The organism is uncultured Porticoccus sp. (genome assembly GCF_913061305.1).
Classification (GTDB): domain Bacteria; phylum Pseudomonadota; class Gammaproteobacteria; order Pseudomonadales; family Porticoccaceae; genus Porticoccus.
Map to the genome: position 1 here is coordinate 1 of NZ_CAJXST010000010.1, position 21,897 is coordinate 21,897.

Here is a 21,897-nt window from a genome sequence, read left to right on the forward strand (position 1 = left end):
CCTGTTCCTGTTCCTGTTCCTGTTCCTGTTCCTGTTCCTGTTCCTGTTCCTGTTCTATAGGATTGCTGGCGTCATCGTTCTGATCGGGGGGTGCATGATTGGCATGGCTATCAGCCAGGGACCCGTCGACGAGGTTTTCCCGCGCGTCAAACACCATCAGGCAGGCGCCGCATCGAACCAGTCCATTGGCGGCCTGAAGGTGGGCCGGCATTGCCCGGAAAGAAAGTGAGCAACTGGGGCAGCGGGTGATGATTTCGTTCATGGTTGGTTGCCGGAAAATCGCCTGTGTCGGGCTAGGGCCTGTTAACAGGTCCTAGTTTAGCGGTATGACTCAACGCTTGATAGCGGTGAGTCTGACCCATTGTTCCCGGCTGGCAGGGGGGTCGAAATCAAACCAGGGCGCATAGGCAGACATGACTTCGTCGGCCTGAGTATCAATGATGCCGGAGAGGCAGAGGGCACCACCGGACAGGGTGAGCGCGCTCAGTTTCGGTGCCAGCGATACGAGTGGCCCCGCCAGGATATTGGCGATGACCAGATCGGTGGCGACCTGTGGTGCCTGTTCCGGCAGGTAGGTCAGTACCTTTTCTGGTGCCAGCTTATTGCGCAGGGCGTTGTCTGCGGTCGCCAGCAGTGCCTGATGGTCGATATCAATGCAGTTGGCCGAGTCTGCGCCGAGTAGCAGGGCAGCAATGGCCAGAATGCCGGAACCGCAGCCGTAATCAGTGACGGTTTTTCCGGCCAGCTCAATGCCATCGAGCCATTGCAGGCAGAGAAAGGTGGTCGGGTGTGTGCCAGTGCCAAAAGCGAGACCGGGGTCCAGCAGCATGTTGATTGATGAGGGTTCCGGTGGTGCGAGCCAGCTTGGGCAAATCCACAGGCGTTTGCCGCAGCGAATGGGTTGGTAGTGTTGCATCCACTCCCGTTCCCAATCGCGATCTTCCAGTGGTGACCAGCGGTAATCAGGCCGTTGGCCGCCCAGCTGCTCCGTCAGTTGATGGGTCACCCGCTCAGTGGATATTCCGGCATCGAACAGGCCGGTAATCCGGGTTTGCTGCCACAGAGGGGTTTCTCCCAGGGCGGGTTCCAGGATGGGTTGGTCAGCATTGTCTTCGAAGGTAACCGAGACGGCGCCGCTATTCAGCAGGGCATCTTCAATGCTTTCGGCAGATTGGCGTGAACTGTTAATGATCAATTGTAGCCAGGGCATATGACCTCTGTGGAACAAAAAGCCCCGGTATACGGGGCTTGGTTAAGCTGGCTGAAAGTTCAGTGATATCCCGAGAGTTATTCTAGAGATTGAGCTTTTTTTCCAGATAGTGAATGTTCACCCCGCCCTTGCGAAAATTGGCATCACAGACCAGATCCCGCTGCAGGGGAATGTTGGTTTTGATCCCCTCGATATGCAGCTCGTCGAGGGCGTTGGCCATACGTGACAGGGCCGCTTCCCGGGTCTGGCCGTAAGTGATGATCTTGCCGACCAGCGAGTCGTAATAGGGTGGAACGGTGTAGCCCGCGTAGATGTGGGAGTCGACGCGCACCCCGTTACCGCCGGGTGGGTGGTAGGCAGTAATTTTGCCGGGGCTGGGCATGAAGGTAACGGGATCTTCTGCGTTGATGCGACATTCGAAGGAATGCCCGCGAAAAATGATATCGTCCTGGCGAAGGCTGAGTTTTTCGCCACTGGCGATCAGCAGTTGCTGTTTGACGATATCGACCCCGGTAATCATTTCGGTGACCGGGTGCTCCACCTGAACCCGGGTGTTCATCTCGATAAAGAAGAACTGCCCGTTCTCGTAGAGAAACTCGAATGTGCCGGCCCCCCGGTAGCCAATTTTTACACAGGCGTTGACGCAGGCTTCCAGTACTTGCTGGCGCGCGTCATCGGGAATGCCCGGTGCCGGGGCTTCTTCAAGTACTTTCTGGTGACGCCGCTGCAGTGAACAGTCGCGATCACCGAGGTGAATGGCGTTGCCCTGGCCATCGGAAAGTACCTGGACTTCCACGTGCCGGGGGTATTCCAGGAATTTTTCCATGTAAACCGTTTCATCGCCAAAGGCAGATTTTGCCTCTGATCGGGTCACCTGAATGGCTTTCAGCAGTTCGCTTTCTTCGCGCACCACGCGCATGCCTCGACCACCGCCCCCTGCCGCCGCTTTGATGATCACCGGGTAGCCCACTTCCAGGCCAACAGCGCGGCTGCGATCTTCATCATCGGTGAGGGGGCCATTTGAACCCGGCACGGTGGGCACGCCCGCCTTGCGCATGGCGTCAATGGCCGCGACCTTGTCGCCCATCATGCGGATCACGCCAGCGGTGGGGCCGATAAAGATAAAGCCGCTTTTTTCCACTTGCTCGGCAAAGTCGGCATTTTCAGCCAGGAAGCCGTAGCCGGGGTGTACCGCATCGGCGTTGGTGATTTCCATGGCGCTGATGATGGCGGGAACATTCAGGTAACTCTGGCTGGACGGGTTCGGCCCGATGCAGACTGTTTCGTCGGCCAGCAGCACATGTTTCAGGTTGACGTCGGTCTTGGAGTGGGCGGCCACGGTTTTAATGCCGAGTTCCTTGCAAGCGCGCAGAATGCGCAGTGCAATTTCGCCCCGATTGGCAATAAGCACTTTTTTCAGCATTGCTGATGCTCCTGTGGGCTACGGCTCAAATAATCATGACCAGGGGTTGGTCGAACTCAACGGGCTCACCGTCTTCCACCAGAATGGCGCTAACGGTGCCGGCTTTATCCGCTTCAATCTGGTTCATCATTTTCATGGCTTCAACAATGCAGAGTACTTCACCGGCCTTGACCTGCTGGCCGACTTCTATGAAGGCGCTTGAGCCGGGTGACGGCGAGCGGTAAAAAGTGCCAACCATGGGTGATTTGACGGCGTGGCCAGCGGGTTCGGCAGGTGCTTCCGGCTCGGCAGTGGCTGCTGCCGGGCTCATCGGGGCAGGTTGCTGAGGCGCCTGCATCTGTGCCGGCATCATCATGGGCATCGACATGACACCCGGGCCATTCCGGCTGATCCGGACAGACTCTTCGCCTTCCTTGATTTCGATTTCGCCAATATCGGACTCTTCGAGCAGTTCAATCAGCTTTTTGATTTTTCTAATGTCCATCTGCGGTTGCTCCAAATGGTGTGAAAGTGTGAATCAGGTATCCAGTTGTTTCAGTGCAGCTTGCAGTGCCAGAGCATAGCCCTGGCCACCCAGGCCGCAAATAACGCCTCTGGCGATGTCCGAGAAAAAAGATTGGTGCCGAAAGGCTTCGCGAGCATGCACATTGGAGAGGTGAACTTCTATAAAGGGGATATCAACCGCCAGTAGCGCGTCGCGCAGGGCGATGCTGGAGTGGGTTAGCGCCGCAGGGTTGAGAATAATAAAATTTACCCCTTCCCTGCTGGCCTCGTGTACCCGTTCCACCAGCTCGTATTCTGCATTGCTCTGTAGTGTCAGCAGGTGGTGTCCCTGCTCTGCCGCCTGATCGGTCAGCCGTTGGTTGATATCCTGCAGGGTTTCGCTGCCGTACAGCGTTGGCTCGCGAGTGCCGAGGAGATTCAGGTTGGGGCCGTGTAATACCAGTATGGTGGCCATAATGTCCCCGCCGCTGGGATGTCATCAGAGAATTAACAAAAACCAGCTGTTGTGGCCGGTCAACGGGTGGAAGTCTGCAACAAAAATGAAAAGCTGTCCAATTTTTTATATTTTGCGGATTTTAGCTTCTTTTTGACACATGTTTAACGAAAATAACTGTTTTATCGGTGTTGATACCAAGGCCCGCGGGCAGTTTTATAGCCATTTTCCGGTAGTTGGCTGAGGATGGCAGCAAATTCTTGCTATATGTTGCAACTTCTGGGAAATATGGCTTATTTTTGGGCTAAATGTGGCGATATAGCGGATATAACGATGCTTTCCGTTAGTAGCTGGGGCAGAATCACGGGCTGGTGATGCCCTTTCTGGTAAAACAGATAAAGCGGGACGCCAGATCGCTGATGCAGATTGAGTAGTCGGGTGATCTCTGGATTGTAGTTGGTCCAGTCACCCTTGAGGTAGGTGATCTGCTGCTCGGCAAAGGCCGACGTGATGCGCGTAGAGCTCAGCGCCATTTTTTCGTTGGCGAGACAGGTAATACACCAGTCGGCCGTGAGATTGACGAAAACGGCGTCGCCCTGATCAAGCAGCTGCTGCAGTCTCGTTTCGGTGTAGGGTTCCCAGTGGGTGACCTGTACCCCGCTGCCCCGATAAGTTTGCCAGGGGAGAATCAGGGCAATGATGACGGCGGTAACGGCAACCAGTCGGGTGAATGGCGTTTTGCGCAGTTTGAGCAGCCAGAGGGCAAAGAGTATCAGGATAATGCCCGTGACCATCGCAATGACCGTGTCGCTTCCCGCTTGCCTGCCCAGTACCCAGAGGAGCCAGGCGCCACTCAGGTAGAGGGGGAAGGCGAGGAGCTCCTTGAACGTTACCATCCAGGGGCCGGGGCGGGGAAGCCGGGTGCCCAGCCATGGCCACCAGGACAGCAAGAGCAGGGGTAGCGCCATACCCAGACCCAGAAACATAAATACCGACAATGCGATCCAGACCGGCTGCACCAGTGCAAAGCCCAGTGCTGTTCCCATGAAAGGTGCTGTGCAGGGGCTGGCAACGACAGTGGCCAGCAGGCCTGTCATAAAGGAGGATTGCAGGCTGTGGCCGGTGGTGGCGGAATGGCCCAGGTTCATCAGTCCCGTACCCAGTGTGAGCAGTCCGGAAAAGCTCAAGCCCATCAGGATGAAAAGATAAGCCAGCAGGCCGACAAACACCGGTGATTGCAGCTGGAAGCCCCAACCCACTGCCTCACCGGTTTGTCGCAGTGCAATGAGGAGCCCCGCGATGGCTATGAAGCTGAGCACAACGCCCAGTGTGTACGCCAGACCGTGCAGGTGCCGGCCGTGGGAGCTGAGGTGATGGCTGGTGAGGCTCAGCGCCTTGATCGAGAGTACTGGAAAAACACAGGGCATCAAATTGAGGATGATGCCGCCCAGTAGCGCAAACAACAGGATGAGATAAAGGCTTGTGGCGGGCGCGCGCGCCGGGGGCGGTTCCGCTGGCATGGCAGCTGAGTCGACATCGGTGATGGATGTGGCCCCGGTGTCCGGATCAATAGTGATTTTCTGGGTTCGGGGTGGGTAGCAGAGTCCCGCATCGGCGCAGCCCTGGGATTCGATGAACAGGGTTCGAGCAGAGGGGTTCAGTGGCAGGTCAAAGGTGACCTGTTCATAGTAAACGGTCAGCTCTCTTTCATAGTACTCGTCATAGATCTGTTTCCCCACCGGAAAGTCTGGCTTGGTCTCAATCGGCTGCCAATTGCGGTCAAGCAACTGAAAGCGATGTTGGTAGAGGTAATAGCCAGGCGCGATTTGCCAGTCCAGTGACAGTTGTCCGCCCTCTGCAGACACCTCCAGCTGATAGGCCTCTTCAATGGGCAGGAAGGTGGCATCGGCGCCCAGCAGGTTGGCTGGGGATGACGACGACGAGGGAAAGATCTGCTCTGCACTGGCGAAGCAGGCGACGAGCAACAGCAAAACTGTCAGGATACTGGGGAGCCGTTGATGCATTCAGACTTCTCTGTAATGTTGCGGTCGTTTATCGCGGCCTGTGCACGCGGATTGAAGCACCGCCGTCAGTGTGTAGACCTTGAGACAGGCATTTGCGGAATCAGTTCGTATTGTACGGAGCCGGCGAGATAGAGGCGAGTGATTTGCCGGTACCCATGGCAGTGTTATAGTCGTCACTCTGAGCAGGAGAGAACGACTTGTCATTTTTGAAACGTTATTTTGTCATTTTTCCAATATTGTTAATGGCCCAGGTCAATGCCGGAGAGCTGTTGGTGAGTGAAGCCTATATCCGCGGATTGCCTCCGGGGCAGACGGTTACCGCGGCCTTTATGACAATCCGGAACGGCTACGATCATGACTGCCGCCTGTTGGGCGCTGCCTCACCGGTTGCCAGTCGTACTGAACTTCACCAGCACAGCCATCAGGACGGTGTCATGTCCATGCGCCGGGTTCCGGAGCTGCGTATCCCCGCCGGTAGCCAGGTGGATCTGAAACCCGGTGGTTACCACCTGATGCTGTTTGGTCTACAGACGCCTCTGGTGGATGGGGAGGCGTATCCCCTCAGTCTGTTGTTTGAAGCCTGCCCTGACGTTCAACTCAATGTTCCTGTGCGCGATGTATTACGAGAAGGTGGTGGCCGATGAAGATGACCGACAAGATCAAGTCATGGCGCAATGGCATTGCCGATGATGCCCGGGAGTTTCGCGCCGAAGCCTCTGCAACCGGTTTCCCCTGGTGGCGTACGGCCCTGTGGTTGATGGGTGTATATCTTCTGGTGGTTTTCCTGATCGGGTGGTATTGGACAAAAGAGCCACCATTATTTGATGTCAGTGACAATGCTGCTCAGCGCATTGAGCGCCAAGCCCCGGGAACGACCGCTACGGCCACCCTGATTGCTGTGATTGAAACCCTGCTGGAAAAGCGCGGTGGGTACTTGAGCAATGATATTGCGCCGCCCGGAATTTGGCTGGATAACCTGCCGAACTGGGAGTACGGGGTCATCATTCAGGTGCGTGATTTCAGTAAGGCCATGCGGGAGGCCTTTAGTCGGTCGCGCTCCCAGTCTACTGAGGACGGGGATCTGGCATTGGCAGAACCCCGTTTGAACTTCGACCATCACAGCTGGATATTACCTGCGACGGAGTCGGAGTACCGGGCCGGAATCCGCTACCTCGAAAGCTATCTGGCACGGTTGCCTGACGACAGTACCGGCGCGAGATTCTACCCGCGTGCCGACAGTCTGCGCTACTGGTTGGGTACCGTTGAAACCCGTCTGGGGAGTCTCTCGCAGAGACTCAGTGCCAGTGTTGGCCAACGGCGAATCAACATGGATCAGACAGCGGTGATCAGTGAACCAGACGTCGGGCAGGCCGCCGAGGTCAACGTTAAAACGCCCTGGCTGGAGCTAGATGACGTCTTTTATGAGGCAAGGGGTACCACCTGGGCGCTGGTTCATCTGCTCAAGGCGATCGAGGTGGAGTTCGATGAGGTGCTTCGCAAAAAAAATGCCAGGGTCGGGTTGCAGCAGATTATTCGTGAGCTGGAGTCGAGCCAGGAAGCAATCTATAGCCCCATGGTGCTGAATGGTGGTGGATTTGGCCTGGTGGCCAATCATTCACTGGTGATGGCCTCCTATGTCAGCCGGGCAAATGCTTCGATTATCGACTTGCGAGACCTGCTTGATCAGGGTTGATCGCGCTGTTCCTGGCAACAGCGTCAAAAGTGACTATGGTGCCTGCGACCTATGAGTGTTGATATTCGACCTGAGTTCAGGCGTGATGCCCTGTCTGATCGCAGCCTTGAGGATGTGCTGCTCAATACCCAAACCCTGGGCGTGTTGTTGCTGGACAGCCGCCTGGTGATCCGGTACTGGAATCAATGGCTGGGAGAGTGGACCGGTATGTCGCCGGAAAATGTCGCCCAGCGCGCTTTTGACTCACTGTTCCCGGCACTGGTTGGCAGCCCATTTGCCCAGGCGATAGATGAGGCCCTGTTTCAGGGAGTCGGTACCCGTTGGAGTCAGCGGGAAAATCCGGATTTTCTCGATTTTACCGAGTCAGTTATGGCGGGCAGTCGTCGCGAATTGCCCCTGTATCGCGTGAGTTTTACACCACTGGAATTACCCGACGTTGGCCACTGCTGCCTGATTCAGATCGATGAAGCGCCTTTTGACGCAACATTGGATAAAGCGGTGCTCAAAAAGGAATCCCAGCGAGCAGTGGTTTCCGACAGTCAACGGTTTCCCGCCTATCTGGACACCGACCAGGTGCCCCTGCTGTTGCTGGACAGCCACCATCTGATTCTGGATGGGAACGAACCCCTGGAAACCCTGTTCGGTTACAGTGTCGGGCAACTAAAAAACAGGCCGTTGCGGGTATTGCTGCCGACCATTAATGCCGAGCTTGCCGATGATATCAAGGGTGCACTCGAGGGCGGAGATGGAAGGGAGCAGGGTCCGGCCCTGGAAGGGGCTACTGCAGACGGTGAAAACCTGGTGCTCAGAGTGAGCTGTTTTCCCTCCGTCACCCACCGCGATTGCCACGTGTTGCTGTTTCAGGATATTACGCTTCAGTCGGCCAACCTCGAGGCCCTGTTTCATCAGCGCAAATTAATCAATACGGTGTTCAGTCAGGTGGTGGACGGCATTTTGTTGACCGACCGGCATGGCCTTGTGGAACACCTCAACCCCATTGGTATGGAACTGCTGGGTATCAATGATCCCCAGCCCAACCGTTATATTGATGATCTGATGACCTTGCTCAGTGAGTCCGGTGAACCGGTGGAATCCCCCTGCCGATCGGCCCTGACCCGCGGCAAGCCCGTCTCCGTTGTCGATAACGCGATGCTGTCTGTGCCGGGCCAACAACCTTTTCCGGTGGTGGCCACAGCGACACCACTGCGCAACCGGCTCAATCAGGTAACTGGCACCGTATTGGTATTTCGCTCTGTCAGTGAAGCGCGGCGGATCTCGACCCGTCTTACCTGGCAGGCGACCCACGACCCTCTCACCCAGTTGGCCAACCGACGCCATCTGGAGAATGAGATCCTGAGGTCCATTGATGTGGCGCACGCCGACGACAGTACCCATACCCTGTTGTACATCGACCTCTATAATTTCTCCGTCATCAATGATACCTGTGGCCACAATGCCGGGGATGAGTTGCTCTGCCAGTTTGCTCGATTGCTGGAAAAGCAGGCCGATAGCAGGGATGTGGTGGCCAGAATTGGCAACGACGAATTCGCACTGTTGCTGAATGATCGTACGGTAGAAGAGAGTCGGGAGGTTGCCGAACAGCTCCTCTGGCAAATCAAGGCGTTCAGCTTTCCCTGGGAGGAGCGGCGCCTGAAGATAGGTGCCAGTATTGGTGCCAAGGTGATAGACCGCGATACCGTTTCTGAAATTGATGTGCTGGTGGCGGCGGGTACGTCCTGTGCTGCGGCCAAGGAATCGGGGCGCAATCGAATCAACTTCCAGTATCGCAGCGCCGAGGTGGCAGAGCGCCACAGTCTCGCTGAATGGATCCCCGTGATTACCGATGCGTTGGAAGAAAACCGCTTTGTATTGTACTGCCAGCCGATTGTGCCGGTGGCCAGCCAGGACAAGGCCGCAGTTCGGCACTATGAAGTGCTGGTCCGCATGGTTGACCGCGATGGTTCCATCATTCTGCCGGGAAAATTCATTCCCGCTGCCGAGCATTATGGTCTGGTGGAAGAAATCGACCGCTGGGTACTGAACAATATATTTGCCTATCTGGAAAAGAGTGCAAAGGCCGACCAGCGTTTCGCCGTAAATCTCTCCGGTAACACGATCAGTGATGAGGATCTCAAGGATTACATCATTGGCAAGTTTGAGGCTACCGGTGTCAGTCCTTCACAGCTGCAGTTTGAGGTGACCGAGACCGCTGCCATCAGGCATTTTGACCGCGCCATGGACCTGATTCATGCTCTCAAGGACCTGGGCTGTTATTTCTCGCTGGATGATTTTGGCAGCGGCCTCTCGTCACTGGGTTATCTCAAGGAACTGCCGGTGGATTACCTGAAAATTGACGGCAGCTTCATCCGCACCATGGAATTAAACGAAGTGGGCTACTCCATGGTCAGTACCATCAATCACCTCGGGCACATCATGGGCATTGCTACGATTGCCGAATGCGTCGAGAACAATACCCAGTTATCGATGCTTCAGGAAATTGGTGTGGATTATGCCCAGGGCTTTCTGATTGCCCGCCCACAGCCGTTGGCCCAATTATCCTGATTCAGCCGCTGCGCCGACATGGTCATTGTCGAGCAGGTTGAGCAGATGCGGGTATTGCTGGTGATCGAGCCGGGGACCATATTGGCTGACCACACTGGCTGATGCCATGCTGGCGAGATGACCGGCCACCTCGTGGCTGTGACCCTGTGTGATGGCGTAGAGAAACGCGCCGGCAAACATATCACCGGCACCGTTGCTGTCCACGGCGGTCACGGGGTATGGCGGGATAGGGATCAGGGCGTTGCCGTCGTAAACCAGGGCCCCCTTCGCGCCGAGGGTGATGACAAAGGTTTTGGCGATCGCCTGAAGTCTTTCGGCGGCGGTGTCCAAGATGTCCGTTTCGGTCCAGCCCAGGGCTTCGTCGCTGTTGCAAAACAGTAGATCGACCTGCTCACCGATCATTTCCTGCAAGCCGCCCTTGAAAAAAGCCACCATGCCGGGATCCGAGAGGCTCAGGGCCGTTTTGACGCCCTGCTGTTCGGCAATCTCCCTGGCGCGGATAGCGGCAGCGCGGCCGGTGTCCGACGTGACCAGATAACCCTCGAGATAAAGGTATTCCGACTGTGCGATCGCATCGTGATTCAGCTCGGTTTCGGACAGGGTTTCACTGATACCCAGATAGGTGTTCATGGAGCGCTCGGCATCCGGTGTAATCAGTACCAGGCATTTACCGGTAATACCGCTCGGCAGTTCACCGTTGGTGTGATAATCCACGCCGGCATTGCCCAGGTCATCGAGGTAAAAGCGCCCGTTGTCGTCGTCGGCCACCTTGCAGGAGTAGAATGTCTTGCCACCAAAACAGCTAACCGCAATGATGGTGTTGGCAGCGGAGCCACCGCTCGCTCTGCGACAGGCCGTCAGGTGATCCGAGAGTTGTTCCACCAGTTCAGACTGGCGCTTCTCATCGACCAGGGTCATGAGTCCCTTGTCAATGCTGAGTTGCTGCAGGTCGTTATCGGTGACTTCTATCTCAGTATCCACCAGCGCGGCGCCGATACCATAGACGTGATATTTCTTTTTCATAAGTTTGTGGCATTGAGAAAATCAAGGGGGCAGCTATTATGCCCCGCTGACATCAGGAGTAAAGGTCGCCGGGTACATGCGGTTTTGACGATTTGGTAATTTGCAGGAGAACATGGTGGCCAGAAGGCGAAAGAAAAGCAGCAAACGGGTGACCGGGGTGCGCAGCGGACGACGCTGGCTAACAGGTCTGCTGATATTGCTAATCCTGATTGCGGCGGTGTCACTGCTGGTGCTCGACGCCATGGTGTACCAGAAGTTTTCCGGGAAAAAATGGTCCCTTGCCTCCCATGTCTACAGCCGGGCGCTGGAGCTGTACCCCGGCCAGGCTCTCGCCCGTACAGACTTGCAGTGGGAGCTGGAGAAGCTGGGCTACCAGCGGGTCAGTGCCGCCAAAAAACCGGGGCAGTACAGCGTAGCTGCCGAACGAATCGAGCTGTTTTCCCGGGGGTTTGAGTTTTGGGATGGCAAGGAATCCGCCCGTTTGATGCGGTTGAGTTTTGCCGGCCAGAAAATCCGTGCGCTGAGCGATGCCACTGGCAACCCCGTTGATCTGGCCCGGCTCGAGCCGATGGTGATGGGCGGTATCTACCCCGCCCACAAAGAGGATCGGGAGCTGGTCAAGCTCAGCCAGTTGCCGCCCTCGCTGGCCGATGCCCTGCTGGCCGTGGAGGACCAGAACTTTTACGACCATTACGGCGTTTCCTTTCGGGGCATTGCCCGCGCCATGCTGGCGAATCTGAAGCAGGGCCGTGTGGCCCAGGGCGGCAGTACCTTGACCCAGCAGCTGGTCAAGAATTTCTACCTGAGTCACGAACGCACGTTGTCGCGCAAACTGATGGAAGTGGTCATGGCCGTCATGCTGGAAATGCATTTCAGCAAGGACGAAATTCTCGAAACCTACATCAATGAAGTCTATCTGGGGCAGTCAGGTGCTCGGGCAGTGCACGGCTTTGGTTTGGCCAGCCGCCATTATTTTCAGCAGTCGATAACCGACCTGGATGTGCATCAGGTAGCGCTGCTGGTGGGTATGGTCAAAGGCGCCTCCTACTACAACCCGTGGCGTCAGCCGGAACGGGCCATGGCGCGCCGCAATCTGGTGTTGGGGATGATGGCTGAGCAGGGCCTGCTGGATGCCGAGAGCGCCCGCCTTGCTCAACAGCAGCCGCTGGATGTGATGGCGCAGTCCGATGGAGGTGGGCGTTGGCAGTACCCGGCGTATCTGGAGCTGGTGAAACGCCAGCTGCGTCAGGATTACAAGGAGTCCGATCTACAGACCGAGGGGCTGCGAATCTTCACTCACTTTGACCCCCAGGTACAACGCAAGCTGGAACAGCGGGTGGCCAGCCGTATCGACAATCTTGAATCCGGTTACCGTATCGAGCAGGGCAAGTTGCAGGGCGCCGCCGTGGTTGTCCGGGTCGGAGCCGGTGAAGTGATCGCCGTGGCCGGTGATCGGCAGGCGGGTTATGCCGGCTTCAACCGCGCCCTGGATGCCCGACGCCAGATCGGTTCCACGATCAAACCGGCGGTTTATCTCAGTGCCCTGTCCCAGCCATCTCGTTACACCATCGCATCGATGATTGATGACAGCGAGCTATCCGTGAAGCTGCCCAATGGTGATGTCTGGCAACCAAAAAATTACGAGCGAAAGAGCCACGGCCCGGTCCCGCTCTACGAAGCACTGGCCAACTCCTATAATCAGGCTACCGCCCGATTGGGGATGGATATTGGCGTCGATCGCGTGGCCGAGACAGTCAGGCAGCTGGGTTATCAGGGCTCACTGCCGGCACTGCCATCCCTGACCCTGGGAGCTGTGGCCATGTCTCCTCTGGAGGTCTCCCAGCTTTATCACACGATCGCAGCAAATGGTTTCTACTCGCCACTGCGGGCCATTAATTCGGTATTTACCTCCGTCAATGTGCCACTGAAGCGCTATCCCTTCGAGGGGGAGCAGCGCCTTGATCCAAAATCCATGCACCTGCTGCACTATGCTTTGCAGGTTGTCTTGCGCGAGGGTACCGGAAAAACGGCCTATCAGCGGTTGCCGGGGGATCTGATGTTGGGTGGAAAAACCGGTACCACTAACGATCAGCGAGACAGCTGGTTTGCCGGCTTCAGTGGCAATTACCTGAGCGTGGTCTGGTTGGGTCGGGACGACAATGGCATGATGCCATTGACCGGTGGCACTGGTGCCCTGCAACTCTGGACCGACATCATGACGACGCTGGACAATCGCTCCATGGTCTTTAATCAGCCTGAGGGCGTCAGCTATTATTGGGTCGAGCCCGAGGCTGGACTCCTCAGCAGGGAGGGTTGTGACGGTGCCAGGTACCTGCCTTTTATTGATGGCAGCCAGCCCACCCGACAAAGTACCTGTCGCCCGGGCGCGATTGATGGCGTCATGGATTGGTTAAAGGATAAATTTCGATGGTAAACCCTATCCCTAAAAGTCTGCTGTTCGTGATGTGGGTGGCTGTTGCCCTGCTCAGTGGTTGCGCGCCCGTTTATGCGCCCATCAGCGAGTCGGGTTCCGCGCCGCCGCCGCAGTCTTCGTCGCCACCGCCAGAAACCGACCGGTCTCCGCCGGTTGCTGTGCCCGATGACGAAGATCGGCGAATTACCCCTTCAGAGCCGGTTCAGGTGGCGCCGGGTGGTGCGGTATCGCGCCTGCTGGAAGAAGCCTGGCGGTACAATAAAGCCGGGGATTACGATCGCTCCAATGCCGTGGCTGAGCGAGCGCTGCGTATTAATCATACGGAACCGGAGGTCTATCTGGTGATGGCGTCCAACTATTTTGCCATGACCCAGTTGCGTCTGGCGGAACAGCTGGCGCGCCAGGGGTTACCCCTGGCGGGGCGGAATCCGGCCGTCAAGGCCGACCTCCAGTCACTGCTCGCACGCATCGGCGCACTTCAGTAGCACGATTTTCTTTGGATGTTGAGATCCACTTGTTTTTCCAGTTATTTCAGAACACTATCAGCATTTGAACGAAACCAAGCGTGGCCAGCCACTCGATGAATAACAGCGGATCGACCGACAATTTACGAGAATATTCTGGCAGGGGGCTGGCCGCCGTTCGTGAAATGACGTTGGCTTTCTCGCGGGATGCCATTAAAACGTTTCTGCACACCGTCCATGATCGCCTTATCGACTATGCCCAAAAACCCTCTGAAGAAACACGGGGTTTTGAGTTCCTCCATGCAAGGGCGCAAATCAGTAACCGGCACAATGAAATACTGCGTATTTTCGTGCGTGAGATGGATCGTTATTTTGATCAATTCGCCTCCGGCGAGCTGCGTGACCCCACAGTTGAGGGCGGCGGAGATGAAGCGCTGGCACTAATGAATCAGGATGTACTCGAGGAGGATTTGGCGCTGTCGGCGATTCGCACCCGGGCCAGCGTGGATTATACGGAGCAGCTGTGGGTGCTGACGCGCCGCATGACCAGACTGGTCGGGGGAAAAAGCACGGAGCACCGGGTGCCTGTCTCGCCGGGATGTTTCTGTCAGGCGTTGCAGCGATCCCTTGCGGATATCGATATCGAATTGCCCGTAAAGCTGGTGATCTACAAATTGTTTGACCGCCAGTTTGTCAGGCAACTGGCGGAGCTCTACGGGCAGTGCTCTGTGCGACTTGAAGAATTTGGTGTGCTTCCGGATCTTCGCTATCAGATCCACAAGGCAGAATCGGCTGACTCTGCCCGGTTCACCGGGGCGCAGCCGCAACAGCGACGTGCCCCTCAGCCGCCGCCATCGCTACAAATCCCGACACTGGAGGATGTGGTGTCACCTGCCCCGCTGGCGCTGCCCTCGGAGCAGCTTTCCCCCGCCGAATACCAGAACCAGCTGCTCGACAGCATCCAGCTATTGCAGGATCGCCTGGTGGCTCGAACACCGGGTCAGCGACCTGAGTCCCCCGGGCAACCACTGCAATATTCGGCGCGTCAGCTGGTTGAGGCGGCGGTTCAATTGCAGCAATTCAATCAGTTGATGGCTGCGGACGTTCTGGAGACTGCCCGGGAGATCAAGCCGTTTGACATAGCGCGTGCCAGAGAACAGCTGGTCAGCCAGCTCCAGCAGATCACGGATTCGGAAGAGGCGCCGGCGCTCGGCACAGACGATGCCCGTATTATCGACCTGGTGGGCATGCTGTTCGAGTACATCCTCAATGATGAGCAGATTCCCGACTGCGTCAAGGCCCTGCTCAGTTACCTGCATACACCTTTTTTAAAACTGGCGTTTGCCGAGGCGGACTTTTTCCGCCAGCAGGATCATCCGGCCCGACTGTTGTTGAATGCGTTGGCCGATGCCGGCGCCAAATGGGTCAGTAACGATGGCTCCTGTGAATTCGACATGCTCGAGCAGATCAGAAAAACGGTTCGTTCCGTGCTCGATCACCAGGATGTGGATACCAGGTTAATTGCATCGCTGTTAATGAGCATCAACAGCTTTGTGCAGAAAGTGGAGCTGCGGGTGAAGCTTCTGGAGAAGCGGGCCATGGAGCAAGCCCGGGGTGAAGACCAGTTGTATGAAGTTAAACAGCGGGTCAATCGGGAGATTCACCAGCGTGTTGCTGAAAAAGATATCCCCTCCGCTCCCTTGCTGTTCCTGTTGCAGCCCTGGACCGATTACATGGTGCTGGTGTTGCTCCGTTTTGGCGATGCCGGTGAAGCCTGGAGACAGAGTCTGGAGCTGATTGACGATATGCTCTGGGGCCTCGAGCTGACGGGCGCCGAGAGTGAATGGCGGCGCTGGCGTCAGCACTACCCCTGGATGGAATCACAAATCCAGAAGGGCTTCGATATGATCGGCTACGACACCAATAAAGCTTTCAAGCTGAAGCGCTCCATCGATCGCATTTATCAATTGCGGGAGAAAAACCTGCAGCCAGAGGCTGCGCCCGCAGAGCTTCGCAACAAGCTGGTGCAACTGGCGGAGCGGCGCGCCAGGGAGCGCCCCCGGTCCACTGATCGAGAGAAGGCCGTGCTGGAAAAACTGCGACTGCTGGAGTTTGGCAGCTGGTTTGAATTCCGCGACGGGCACCGCGAAAAGGTCGCCTGGTTTAATCCGGACTCGATGCAGTTTCTGTTTGTCGACCAAACCGGCAAGCGCACCGGTATGAAAAGTGGTCAGCAATTGGCGCAGGCAATACTCTCCGGTGATCTGCAAATCGTGACAGGCAAAACCAAGCCATTGGTGGAGCGCACCATGGAGACCATTTTTAAGGATTTGAACCTGCAGGTTCAGTCAGTTTCCCAGAAGGGTCGCCATGTGGGTTGAGCAGGAGCGCAGGGGTTCAATACGCCACGAGCTGAATGTTCAGGTTGACGTGGTCGATCAGTTCAGCAGAGATTTTCTCGGCATGCTGGTGGATGTTCATCTGGAGGGGTTTCTGATGATGGGCGAGCTGTCTTTCCGGCCGGAACGGCTCTATCAGGTGGCTCTGCTCGCCCATGCCCCCGATCATCAGCTCGAGGTTATTCCGATGGGGATTGATTGTCTGTGGACCCGGGCCATGGGTCAGCAGGACAGGGTTTGGGCGGGCTGTCAGATCATTGATCTTGCCCCGCAGGCGGGGGAACAGCTTGCGCAATTGATTGAAACCTTTGCTACCGATCGCTCGGCTCCCGCAGGTCGGGCGCTCTATTGACGACGACTGGCTGACCGGGTCAACAGCATCAGCTTGAAACTGCGGTTTTCATCGAACTTTTCTACGTTGAAGTCCGCCTCCGCAAAACGCTCCAGTGGCACGAAACGATTCACCACAAACAGCGCACGTCCGCCGCTGCGAAGCAGCCTGTGGCAACTGCTGACAAAGCGTCTGGTCAGTCCGTGGTCGGTGTTGAAGCCCTGGTGAAAGGGTGGATTGCAAATCACGGCATCGAAGCGCTGTGTCAGACTGTCCCCGCAGTTCGATGCGACGACCGCACCTTTAATCTGCTGTTCAGTAAAGTTTCTCTGGCACGAGGCAACGGCGGCGGCATTGTTGTCAGTGGCGGTGATTTCGGCATCGGTCAACTGTGCCGCCATGACAGAGAGATAGCCGTAGCCGCAGCCGAGATCAAGAATGCTGGTTGGCGGCCGATCGAGGCTCTGGAAAAAATCCTTCAGGTGTGCCGCCAGAAAAGCACTGCCCTGGTCAACCTTATGCCAGCCGAACTGTCCGGGTTTGCTGAACAGCAGCCTGTCCTGCCAGGCGACACAGGGCCTGATCAGTGGATATTGCTGGTCATCCAGAGCCGGTTCTGTGGAGGTCAGATGATGGATGCGGGCTCGGTAGAGGGCGCCCTGCTTTTCCGGACGCCGCTGATCACCAAAATAGTGTCCAGCTTTTTCGGCATAGGTCTTGATGCCATCGTTTTTCGCGCCGGTCATGGTCAGTACGCCCCCGGCTGGAAGCAGACGGCGTGCCTGGTTGATGATGTGGTGCACAATCGGTTTTTCCTTGGACACCCGATAGAGGATCTGGCTGAAGCTGCCATCCGCGAAATGGCTGAAGTCAAAATCGCTGAATTCACTGTCAATACCCTGTGCACGACTGCTTTCGTAGAGGTCGTGGCGATTGGTTACCAGCAAGACGTCCCGGTTTTGCAGTTCGTTCAGTGGCGCATCGTGCAGGTTCTCGTCGGTCACCAGCAGTTGCCGGCCGGATTCCTGTCGGAGCGGATCGAGCAATAATTGAAAGGCGGGATCAGTCAAGGGTGTTTACGCTCGCAATTTCGGTTTTCGTCAGTGCCCGGTATTCGCCGGGCTCAAGGGTGCTATCCAGCTCAATGTCCCCTACGCGGAGTCGGTGCAGTCCAATAACACTGTTGCTGAGGGAGGCGAACATGCGCTTGACCTGATGGTATTTGCCTTCGCTGATCGTGAGCAGCACCTCGGTGTTGTCGATGAATTCCAGTGTGGCCGGTAGACAGCGGCGCTTTTCCCCGGCCAGCCATAGGCCGTCGGAAAACTTTCCAATAATGCCTGTATCGAGGGGCTCGGCAACCATGACCCGGTAAGTCTTCAGGCATTGACTGCGGGGCGAAGTAACCCGGTGATTCCAATGGCCGTCATCCGTGATCAATAGCAGGCCGGTGGCATCAATGTCGAGGCGGCCGGCAATTTGCAATTGCTCCGGCCGCGGTTCATCCAGCAAATCCAGCGCGGTCGGGTGTTTGCTGTCCCTTGTGACGGACACCACTCCGGCAGGTTTGTGCAACATGAAATAGCGTGCCACAGGTTTGCTGACAGGGTGCTCATCCACACAAACCCTGGCGTCATCTCCGATGGTCAAGCCCGGGTCACGGGCAATTATTCCCTCGACCTTTACCCTGTTGGCCCTGATCAGGTGCTTGACCTGGGAGCGGCTGAAGTCGGTGGCATTGCTGATGAATTTGTCTAATCGCAAGCGTGTGGCAGCCATTGGTGAATACCCTGCAAGTGTGCTGGATGGGCGACGCCCGGGCAATGCCCTGTCGACGGGTCAGCCCCGGAGGCTGATGATTTCCCAGCCGCGCTGTTCCGCCACCTGGCGCAATGCGTCACAGGGATCGACAGCGACAGGTCGATCGACAATCTGCAGCAGCGGCAGGTCGTTGATGGAGTCGCTGTAAAAGCAGCTGCCGACCAGGTTGTGCCCGGTCTTTGCCAGCCAGGCCTCAAGGCGCACAACCTTGCCCTCCCTGTAGCTGGGAATGCCGGATACCCGTCCGGTATAGCGGCCATCCCGTTGCTCCAGCTCAGTGGCTATCAGCTCGGTAACCCCCAGTTTCCGGCAGATGGGTTCCACCACGAAACGGTTTGTCGACGTGATGATCATGACAAGATCGCCCTGCTCCCGGTGTTTCTGCAATAACCGTTCGGCGCTCGGTAGCCACATCGGTGCAATCACCTCATCCATGAACTGGCTGTGCAGTCGGGCCAATTCGGCAGATGTCAGTGTTGCCAGTGGTTGCAGGGCAAAGGCAAGGTAGTTGTTCATATCCAGAACCCCGTTCAGGTAGTCCTGATAGAACTGGTCATTCATGCGCCTGTAATGCGCTTTATCCACGATCTGGTGGTTGACGAGGAACTCGCCCCAGCCGTGATCACTGTCGCCTGCGATTAGTGTGTTGTCGAGGTCAAAGAGGGCAAGCGCCATGGGTTTCCCGAGAATGGTTAGTCAAAAAAGGCGGCTTAGCTTACCCATAGATAAGGCTGTCCTCAACTAACTATTTGATGTAACTTCGTAGATAGGCGTTATTATTAAAATAACAGGGTAAGGGTTGGTTCGGTGGTCGATCGAGAAGGTTTTCGCCCCAATGTGGGCATCATGATTTCAGATGGTGCGGGCAGGTTGTTGTGGGCCAGGCGTATTGGCCAGGATGCCTGGCAATTCCCCCAGGGCGGCATCAATCCCGGAGAAAAACCGGAGCATGCCATGTATCGCGAGCTGTATGAAGAAATAGGCCTGGAGCCTGATGACGTCGAGCTGCTCGCCTGTACCCGGGGCTGGTTACGTTACCGGCTGCCCAGAGCGATGCAGCGCAGACACAGCAAGCCACTGTGCATCGGCCAGAAGCAGAAATGGTACATGTTGAAGCTGCTGGCCGGGGAGGATCGTATCAGACTGGATCTCAGCGGCAAGCCGGAGTTTGATCACTGGCAGTGGGTGAGCTATTGGTACCCGGTCAATCAGGTTATCGAGTTCAAGCAAGAGGTGTATCGCCGGGCATTGAAGGAGTTGGCACCCATGCACTGCGAACTGGAGCGTCAAAGCTAGATGCTGGAATCACTGAGGAACATTGTTCAGCAGGTTAACGCCGCCAAGGATTTTGGCGAGGTGTTGCGGTTGATTGTTCAGCTGGTGAAGGAGGTGATGGATACCGGTATGTGTTCGGTCTATCTCTACAGCCCGAGCACCAATAGCTACGTATTAATGGCCACTGACGGGCTCAACCCCAACTCGGTGGGCAAGGTCCACCTGTCCAGCAGGGAAGGCCTGGTGGGTCTGGTGGCATCGCGGGCTGAACCGATCAATCTCGAAGAAGCCGAGGCCCACCCTAACTTTGCTTTTTTCCCCGAAACGGGAGAGGAGCGTTTCCGCTCTTTCCTCGGTGCCCCCATTATTCACCACCGGAAAGTACTCGGCGTATTGGTGGTGCAACAGCAGGAACGCCGCCGCTTCGACGAGAGTGAAGAATCCTTTCTGGTGACCGTGTCGGCACAACTGGCCGGTGTGATTGCGCATGCGGATGCTACCGGTGAGCTGGATCAATTGCTCAACCCCCAGCAGGCGGTTATTCACGAACGGATTTACCCCGGTGTGGCCAGTGCGCCCGGTGTGGCCATTGGTACCGTGGTGGTGATCTCTTCGCCTGCCGACCTGAAAGCCGTGCCGATGAGAAAGGTGCCCGATACCGAGGCCGAGTTGGTATTGTTTCGTCATGCCATGGAGCAGACGAAAACAGATATTCGAGCTCTTGATCAGACGATGGTGAGCAAGCTCAGTGAAGAGGAGCGCGCCCTGTTCGACGTCTATGTCCGGATGCTGGACGATCATTCCATGGGCGGTGAAGTGCTCGGCCTGATCAGGGAGGGGTTCTGTGCCCAGAGCGCCTGGTCACAGGTGGTACTGGGGCATATCCGCCTGTTCAAAAGCATGCAGGACGCCTATCTTCGCGAGCGTGCCTCCGATGTGGAGGATCTGGGTCGCCGGGTGCTCGCCTATCTTCAGCAATCGGAAGTCAAGCGCACCGTCTTTCCCGAAAGAATGGTGATGATTGGTGAGGAGCTGTCAGCGGCCTCCTTTGCCGACGTGCCACTGGAAAATGTGGCGGCCATAGTCTCCGTGAAAGGATCCCGCAACTCGCATATGGCTATTCTCGGTCGCGCGATCGGCATCCCCACCGTCATGGGTGTGATGGACTTACCCTGGGGGCGTCTGGATGGCGAAGAAGTGATCGTGGATGGTCACACCGGTCAGGTGATTGTCTCGCCCCGCGACGAACTGCTTCAGGCCTACACCCAGCAGATCTATGAAGAGAAGCTGCTCGCGGCCGACCTGGAAAAGCTGACGGATAAACCCTGTGTGACGACAGATGGGCATCATGTCTCTTTGTGGGTCAATACCGGCTTGCGCCTCGATTCCATGCTGTCACTGGATCGCGGCGCCGAAGGGGTTGGCCTGTACCGCACCGAAATTCCGTTCCTGATGCTGGATCGCTTCCCCTCGGAGGAAGAGCAGCGCAAGGCCTACCGGGAGCATCTGGAAATGTTTTCCCCTCGTACCGTCACCATGCGGACGCTGGATATTGGTGGCGACAAGGATCTGCCCTACTTTCCCATTGAGGAGGCAAACCCGTTTCTGGGCTGGCGCGGTATCCGCATTTGTCTCGACCATCCGGAGATTTTTCTGGTGCAGCTGCGCGCGATGATGCGTGCCAGCGAGGGGCTGAATAATCTCAGCATCCTGTTGCCGATGATCTCCAACGTACCGGAGTTGGAGAGCGCACTGCAGCTGATTTACCAGGTTTACGATGAGCTGACAGAGGAAGAGGGTTACCAGATCGAAATGCCCAATGTCGGCGCCATGATCGAAGTACCCGCTGCAGTCTACCAAATCAGGGAGCTGGCGCGTCGCGTGGATTTCCTGTCAGTGGGCACCAATGATCTTACGCAGTATCTGCTGGCAGTGGATCGCAATAATCCGCGCGTGGCAGACCTGTACCACGCCTGTCATCCCAGTGTGTTGCGGGCCTTGCTCGCCATATCCGAGGGCGCCAGAGGCGAGTGCACCCCGGTCAGTGTCTGTGGTGAGATGGCTGGCGATCCGATCGGTGCGGTATTGTTGCTGGCGCTGGGCTTTCGGGTGTTGTCGATGAGTGCCACGAACCTGCTTAAAGTCAAAGCGATACTCCGCCAGGTGAGCCTGGTGGAAGCGACGAAATTGCTGGAGGAGGTCATGCTGATGCCGGATGCCGATTCAGTCTGGCGGCACATGGAGAGAGCGCTGAAAAAGCCCGATCTTGCCGCCCTGTTTCGCGGCACGGCCATGCATTGA

At 56.7% G+C, this 21,897-nt stretch carries 19 protein-coding genes; 9 read left to right on the forward strand and 10 right to left on the reverse strand.

What is annotated here, in order from left to right; translation table 11 throughout:
- From QZ516_RS11695 to QZ516_RS11720, 6 genes are all read right to left on the reverse strand, one after another.
- On the reverse strand, positions 1-262 hold a 262-nt coding region (locus QZ516_RS11695; protein ID WP_297189999.1), incomplete at its 3' end, for an MJ0042-type zinc finger domain-containing protein.
- A 69-nt stretch (positions 263-331) separates the two neighbouring features.
- Positions 332-1,210 (reverse strand): 50S ribosomal protein L11 methyltransferase, encoded by an 879-nt coding sequence (gene prmA, locus QZ516_RS11700; protein WP_297190001.1) that lies wholly within the window; start codon positions 1,208-1,210, stop codon positions 332-334.
- An 82-nt stretch (positions 1,211-1,292) separates the two neighbouring features.
- Positions 1,293-2,633: an acetyl-CoA carboxylase biotin carboxylase subunit gene (accC, locus tag QZ516_RS11705; protein ID WP_297190003.1), complete on the reverse strand. Its 1,341-nt coding sequence runs from the start codon at positions 2,631-2,633 to the stop codon at positions 1,293-1,295.
- A 25-nt stretch (positions 2,634-2,658) separates the two neighbouring features.
- Entirely contained in the window at positions 2,659-3,117 is a 459-nt protein-coding gene (gene accB, locus QZ516_RS11710; protein WP_297190006.1) for an acetyl-CoA carboxylase biotin carboxyl carrier protein, read from the reverse strand.
- Positions 3,118-3,150: 33 nt separating this feature from the next.
- A complete protein-coding gene (gene aroQ / locus QZ516_RS11715; RefSeq protein WP_297190009.1) occupies positions 3,151-3,591 on the reverse strand; it encodes a type II 3-dehydroquinate dehydratase in 441 nt (146 codons plus the stop codon).
- 272 nt (positions 3,592-3,863) lie between these two features.
- Positions 3,864-5,594, reverse strand: a complete 1,731-nt coding sequence (locus QZ516_RS11720) for a protein-disulfide reductase DsbD domain-containing protein (RefSeq protein WP_297190011.1) — start codon at positions 5,592-5,594, stop codon at positions 3,864-3,866.
- A gap of 197 nt (positions 5,595-5,791) precedes the next feature.
- Between QZ516_RS11720 and QZ516_RS11725 the strand changes: the two genes are divergently transcribed.
- The 3 genes from QZ516_RS11725 to QZ516_RS11735 are packed head-to-tail and all read left to right on the forward strand — an operon-like array spanning position 5,792 to position 9,849.
- Positions 5,792-6,238, forward strand: coding sequence for a copper chaperone PCu(A)C (locus QZ516_RS11725; RefSeq protein WP_297190014.1), 447 nt, complete (start codon positions 5,792-5,794; stop codon positions 6,236-6,238).
- A complete protein-coding gene (locus QZ516_RS11730; RefSeq protein WP_297190017.1) occupies positions 6,235-7,287 on the forward strand; it encodes a DUF2333 family protein in 1,053 nt (350 codons plus the stop codon). Before QZ516_RS11725 ends, QZ516_RS11730 begins: the two co-directional genes overlap by 4 nt.
- 51 nt (positions 7,288-7,338) lie before the next feature.
- Positions 7,339-9,849: an EAL domain-containing protein gene (locus QZ516_RS11735; protein ID WP_297190020.1), complete on the forward strand. Its 2,511-nt coding sequence runs from the start codon at positions 7,339-7,341 to the stop codon at positions 9,847-9,849.
- Here QZ516_RS11735 and QZ516_RS11740 read toward each other — a convergent pair.
- On the reverse strand, positions 9,841-10,872 hold the full coding sequence (locus QZ516_RS11740; RefSeq protein ID WP_297190022.1) for an adenosine kinase: 1,032 nt from the start codon (positions 10,870-10,872) through the stop codon (positions 9,841-9,843). The two genes, QZ516_RS11735 and QZ516_RS11740, sit on opposite strands and share 9 nt — an antisense overlap.
- A gap of 112 nt (positions 10,873-10,984) precedes the next feature.
- Here QZ516_RS11740 and mrcB point away from each other — a divergent pair, with 112 nt between their 5' ends.
- The 4 genes from mrcB (at position 10,985) to QZ516_RS11760 (ending at position 16,521) form a co-directional block, all read left to right on the forward strand.
- Positions 10,985-13,306, forward strand: a complete 2,322-nt coding sequence (mrcB, locus tag QZ516_RS11745) for a penicillin-binding protein 1B (RefSeq protein ID WP_297190025.1) — start codon at positions 10,985-10,987, stop codon at positions 13,304-13,306.
- Positions 13,300-13,791 carry a hypothetical protein gene (locus QZ516_RS11750; protein WP_297190028.1) on the forward strand — a complete coding sequence of 164 codons (492 nt, stop codon included), beginning with the start codon at positions 13,300-13,302 and terminating at the stop codon, positions 13,789-13,791. Before mrcB ends, QZ516_RS11750 begins: the two co-directional genes overlap by 7 nt.
- A gap of 95 nt (positions 13,792-13,886) precedes the next feature.
- Positions 13,887-16,151, forward strand: a complete 2,265-nt coding sequence (locus QZ516_RS11755) for a DUF1631 family protein (RefSeq protein WP_297190031.1) — start codon at positions 13,887-13,889, stop codon at positions 16,149-16,151.
- Positions 16,141-16,521 carry a hypothetical protein gene (locus tag QZ516_RS11760; RefSeq protein WP_297190034.1) on the forward strand — a complete coding sequence of 127 codons (381 nt, stop codon included), beginning with the start codon at positions 16,141-16,143 and terminating at the stop codon, positions 16,519-16,521. The genes QZ516_RS11755 and QZ516_RS11760 overlap by 11 nt, the downstream gene beginning before the upstream one ends.
- Here the strand turns inward: QZ516_RS11760 and QZ516_RS11765 are convergent.
- From QZ516_RS11765 to QZ516_RS11775, 3 genes are read right to left on the reverse strand one after another with little or no spacing between them, the layout of a single operon-like run.
- Positions 16,515-17,570: a methyltransferase gene (locus tag QZ516_RS11765; protein ID WP_297190037.1), complete on the reverse strand. Its 1,056-nt coding sequence runs from the start codon at positions 17,568-17,570 to the stop codon at positions 16,515-16,517. The two genes, QZ516_RS11760 and QZ516_RS11765, sit on opposite strands and share 7 nt — an antisense overlap.
- Positions 17,563-18,279, reverse strand: coding sequence for a pseudouridine synthase (locus QZ516_RS11770; RefSeq protein ID WP_297190039.1), 717 nt, complete (start codon positions 18,277-18,279; stop codon positions 17,563-17,565). Before QZ516_RS11770 ends, QZ516_RS11765 begins: the two co-directional genes overlap by 8 nt.
- Before the next feature lie 60 nt (positions 18,280-18,339).
- Positions 18,340-18,996, reverse strand: coding sequence for an HAD family hydrolase (locus QZ516_RS11775; RefSeq protein WP_297190042.1), 657 nt, complete (start codon positions 18,994-18,996; stop codon positions 18,340-18,342).
- Between the two features lie 132 nt (positions 18,997-19,128).
- Between QZ516_RS11775 and QZ516_RS11780 the strand changes: the two genes are divergently transcribed.
- Together QZ516_RS11780 and ptsP are read left to right on the forward strand one after the other, a co-directional pair.
- The gene (locus QZ516_RS11780; RefSeq protein WP_297190045.1) at positions 19,129-19,617 is read left to right on the forward strand and encodes an RNA pyrophosphohydrolase; all 489 of its coding nucleotides are present in this window, start codon (positions 19,129-19,131) and stop codon (positions 19,615-19,617) included.
- Positions 19,618-21,897, forward strand: coding sequence for a phosphoenolpyruvate--protein phosphotransferase (gene ptsP, locus QZ516_RS11785; RefSeq protein WP_297190047.1), 2,280 nt, complete (start codon positions 19,618-19,620; stop codon positions 21,895-21,897). It abuts the gene before it with no gap.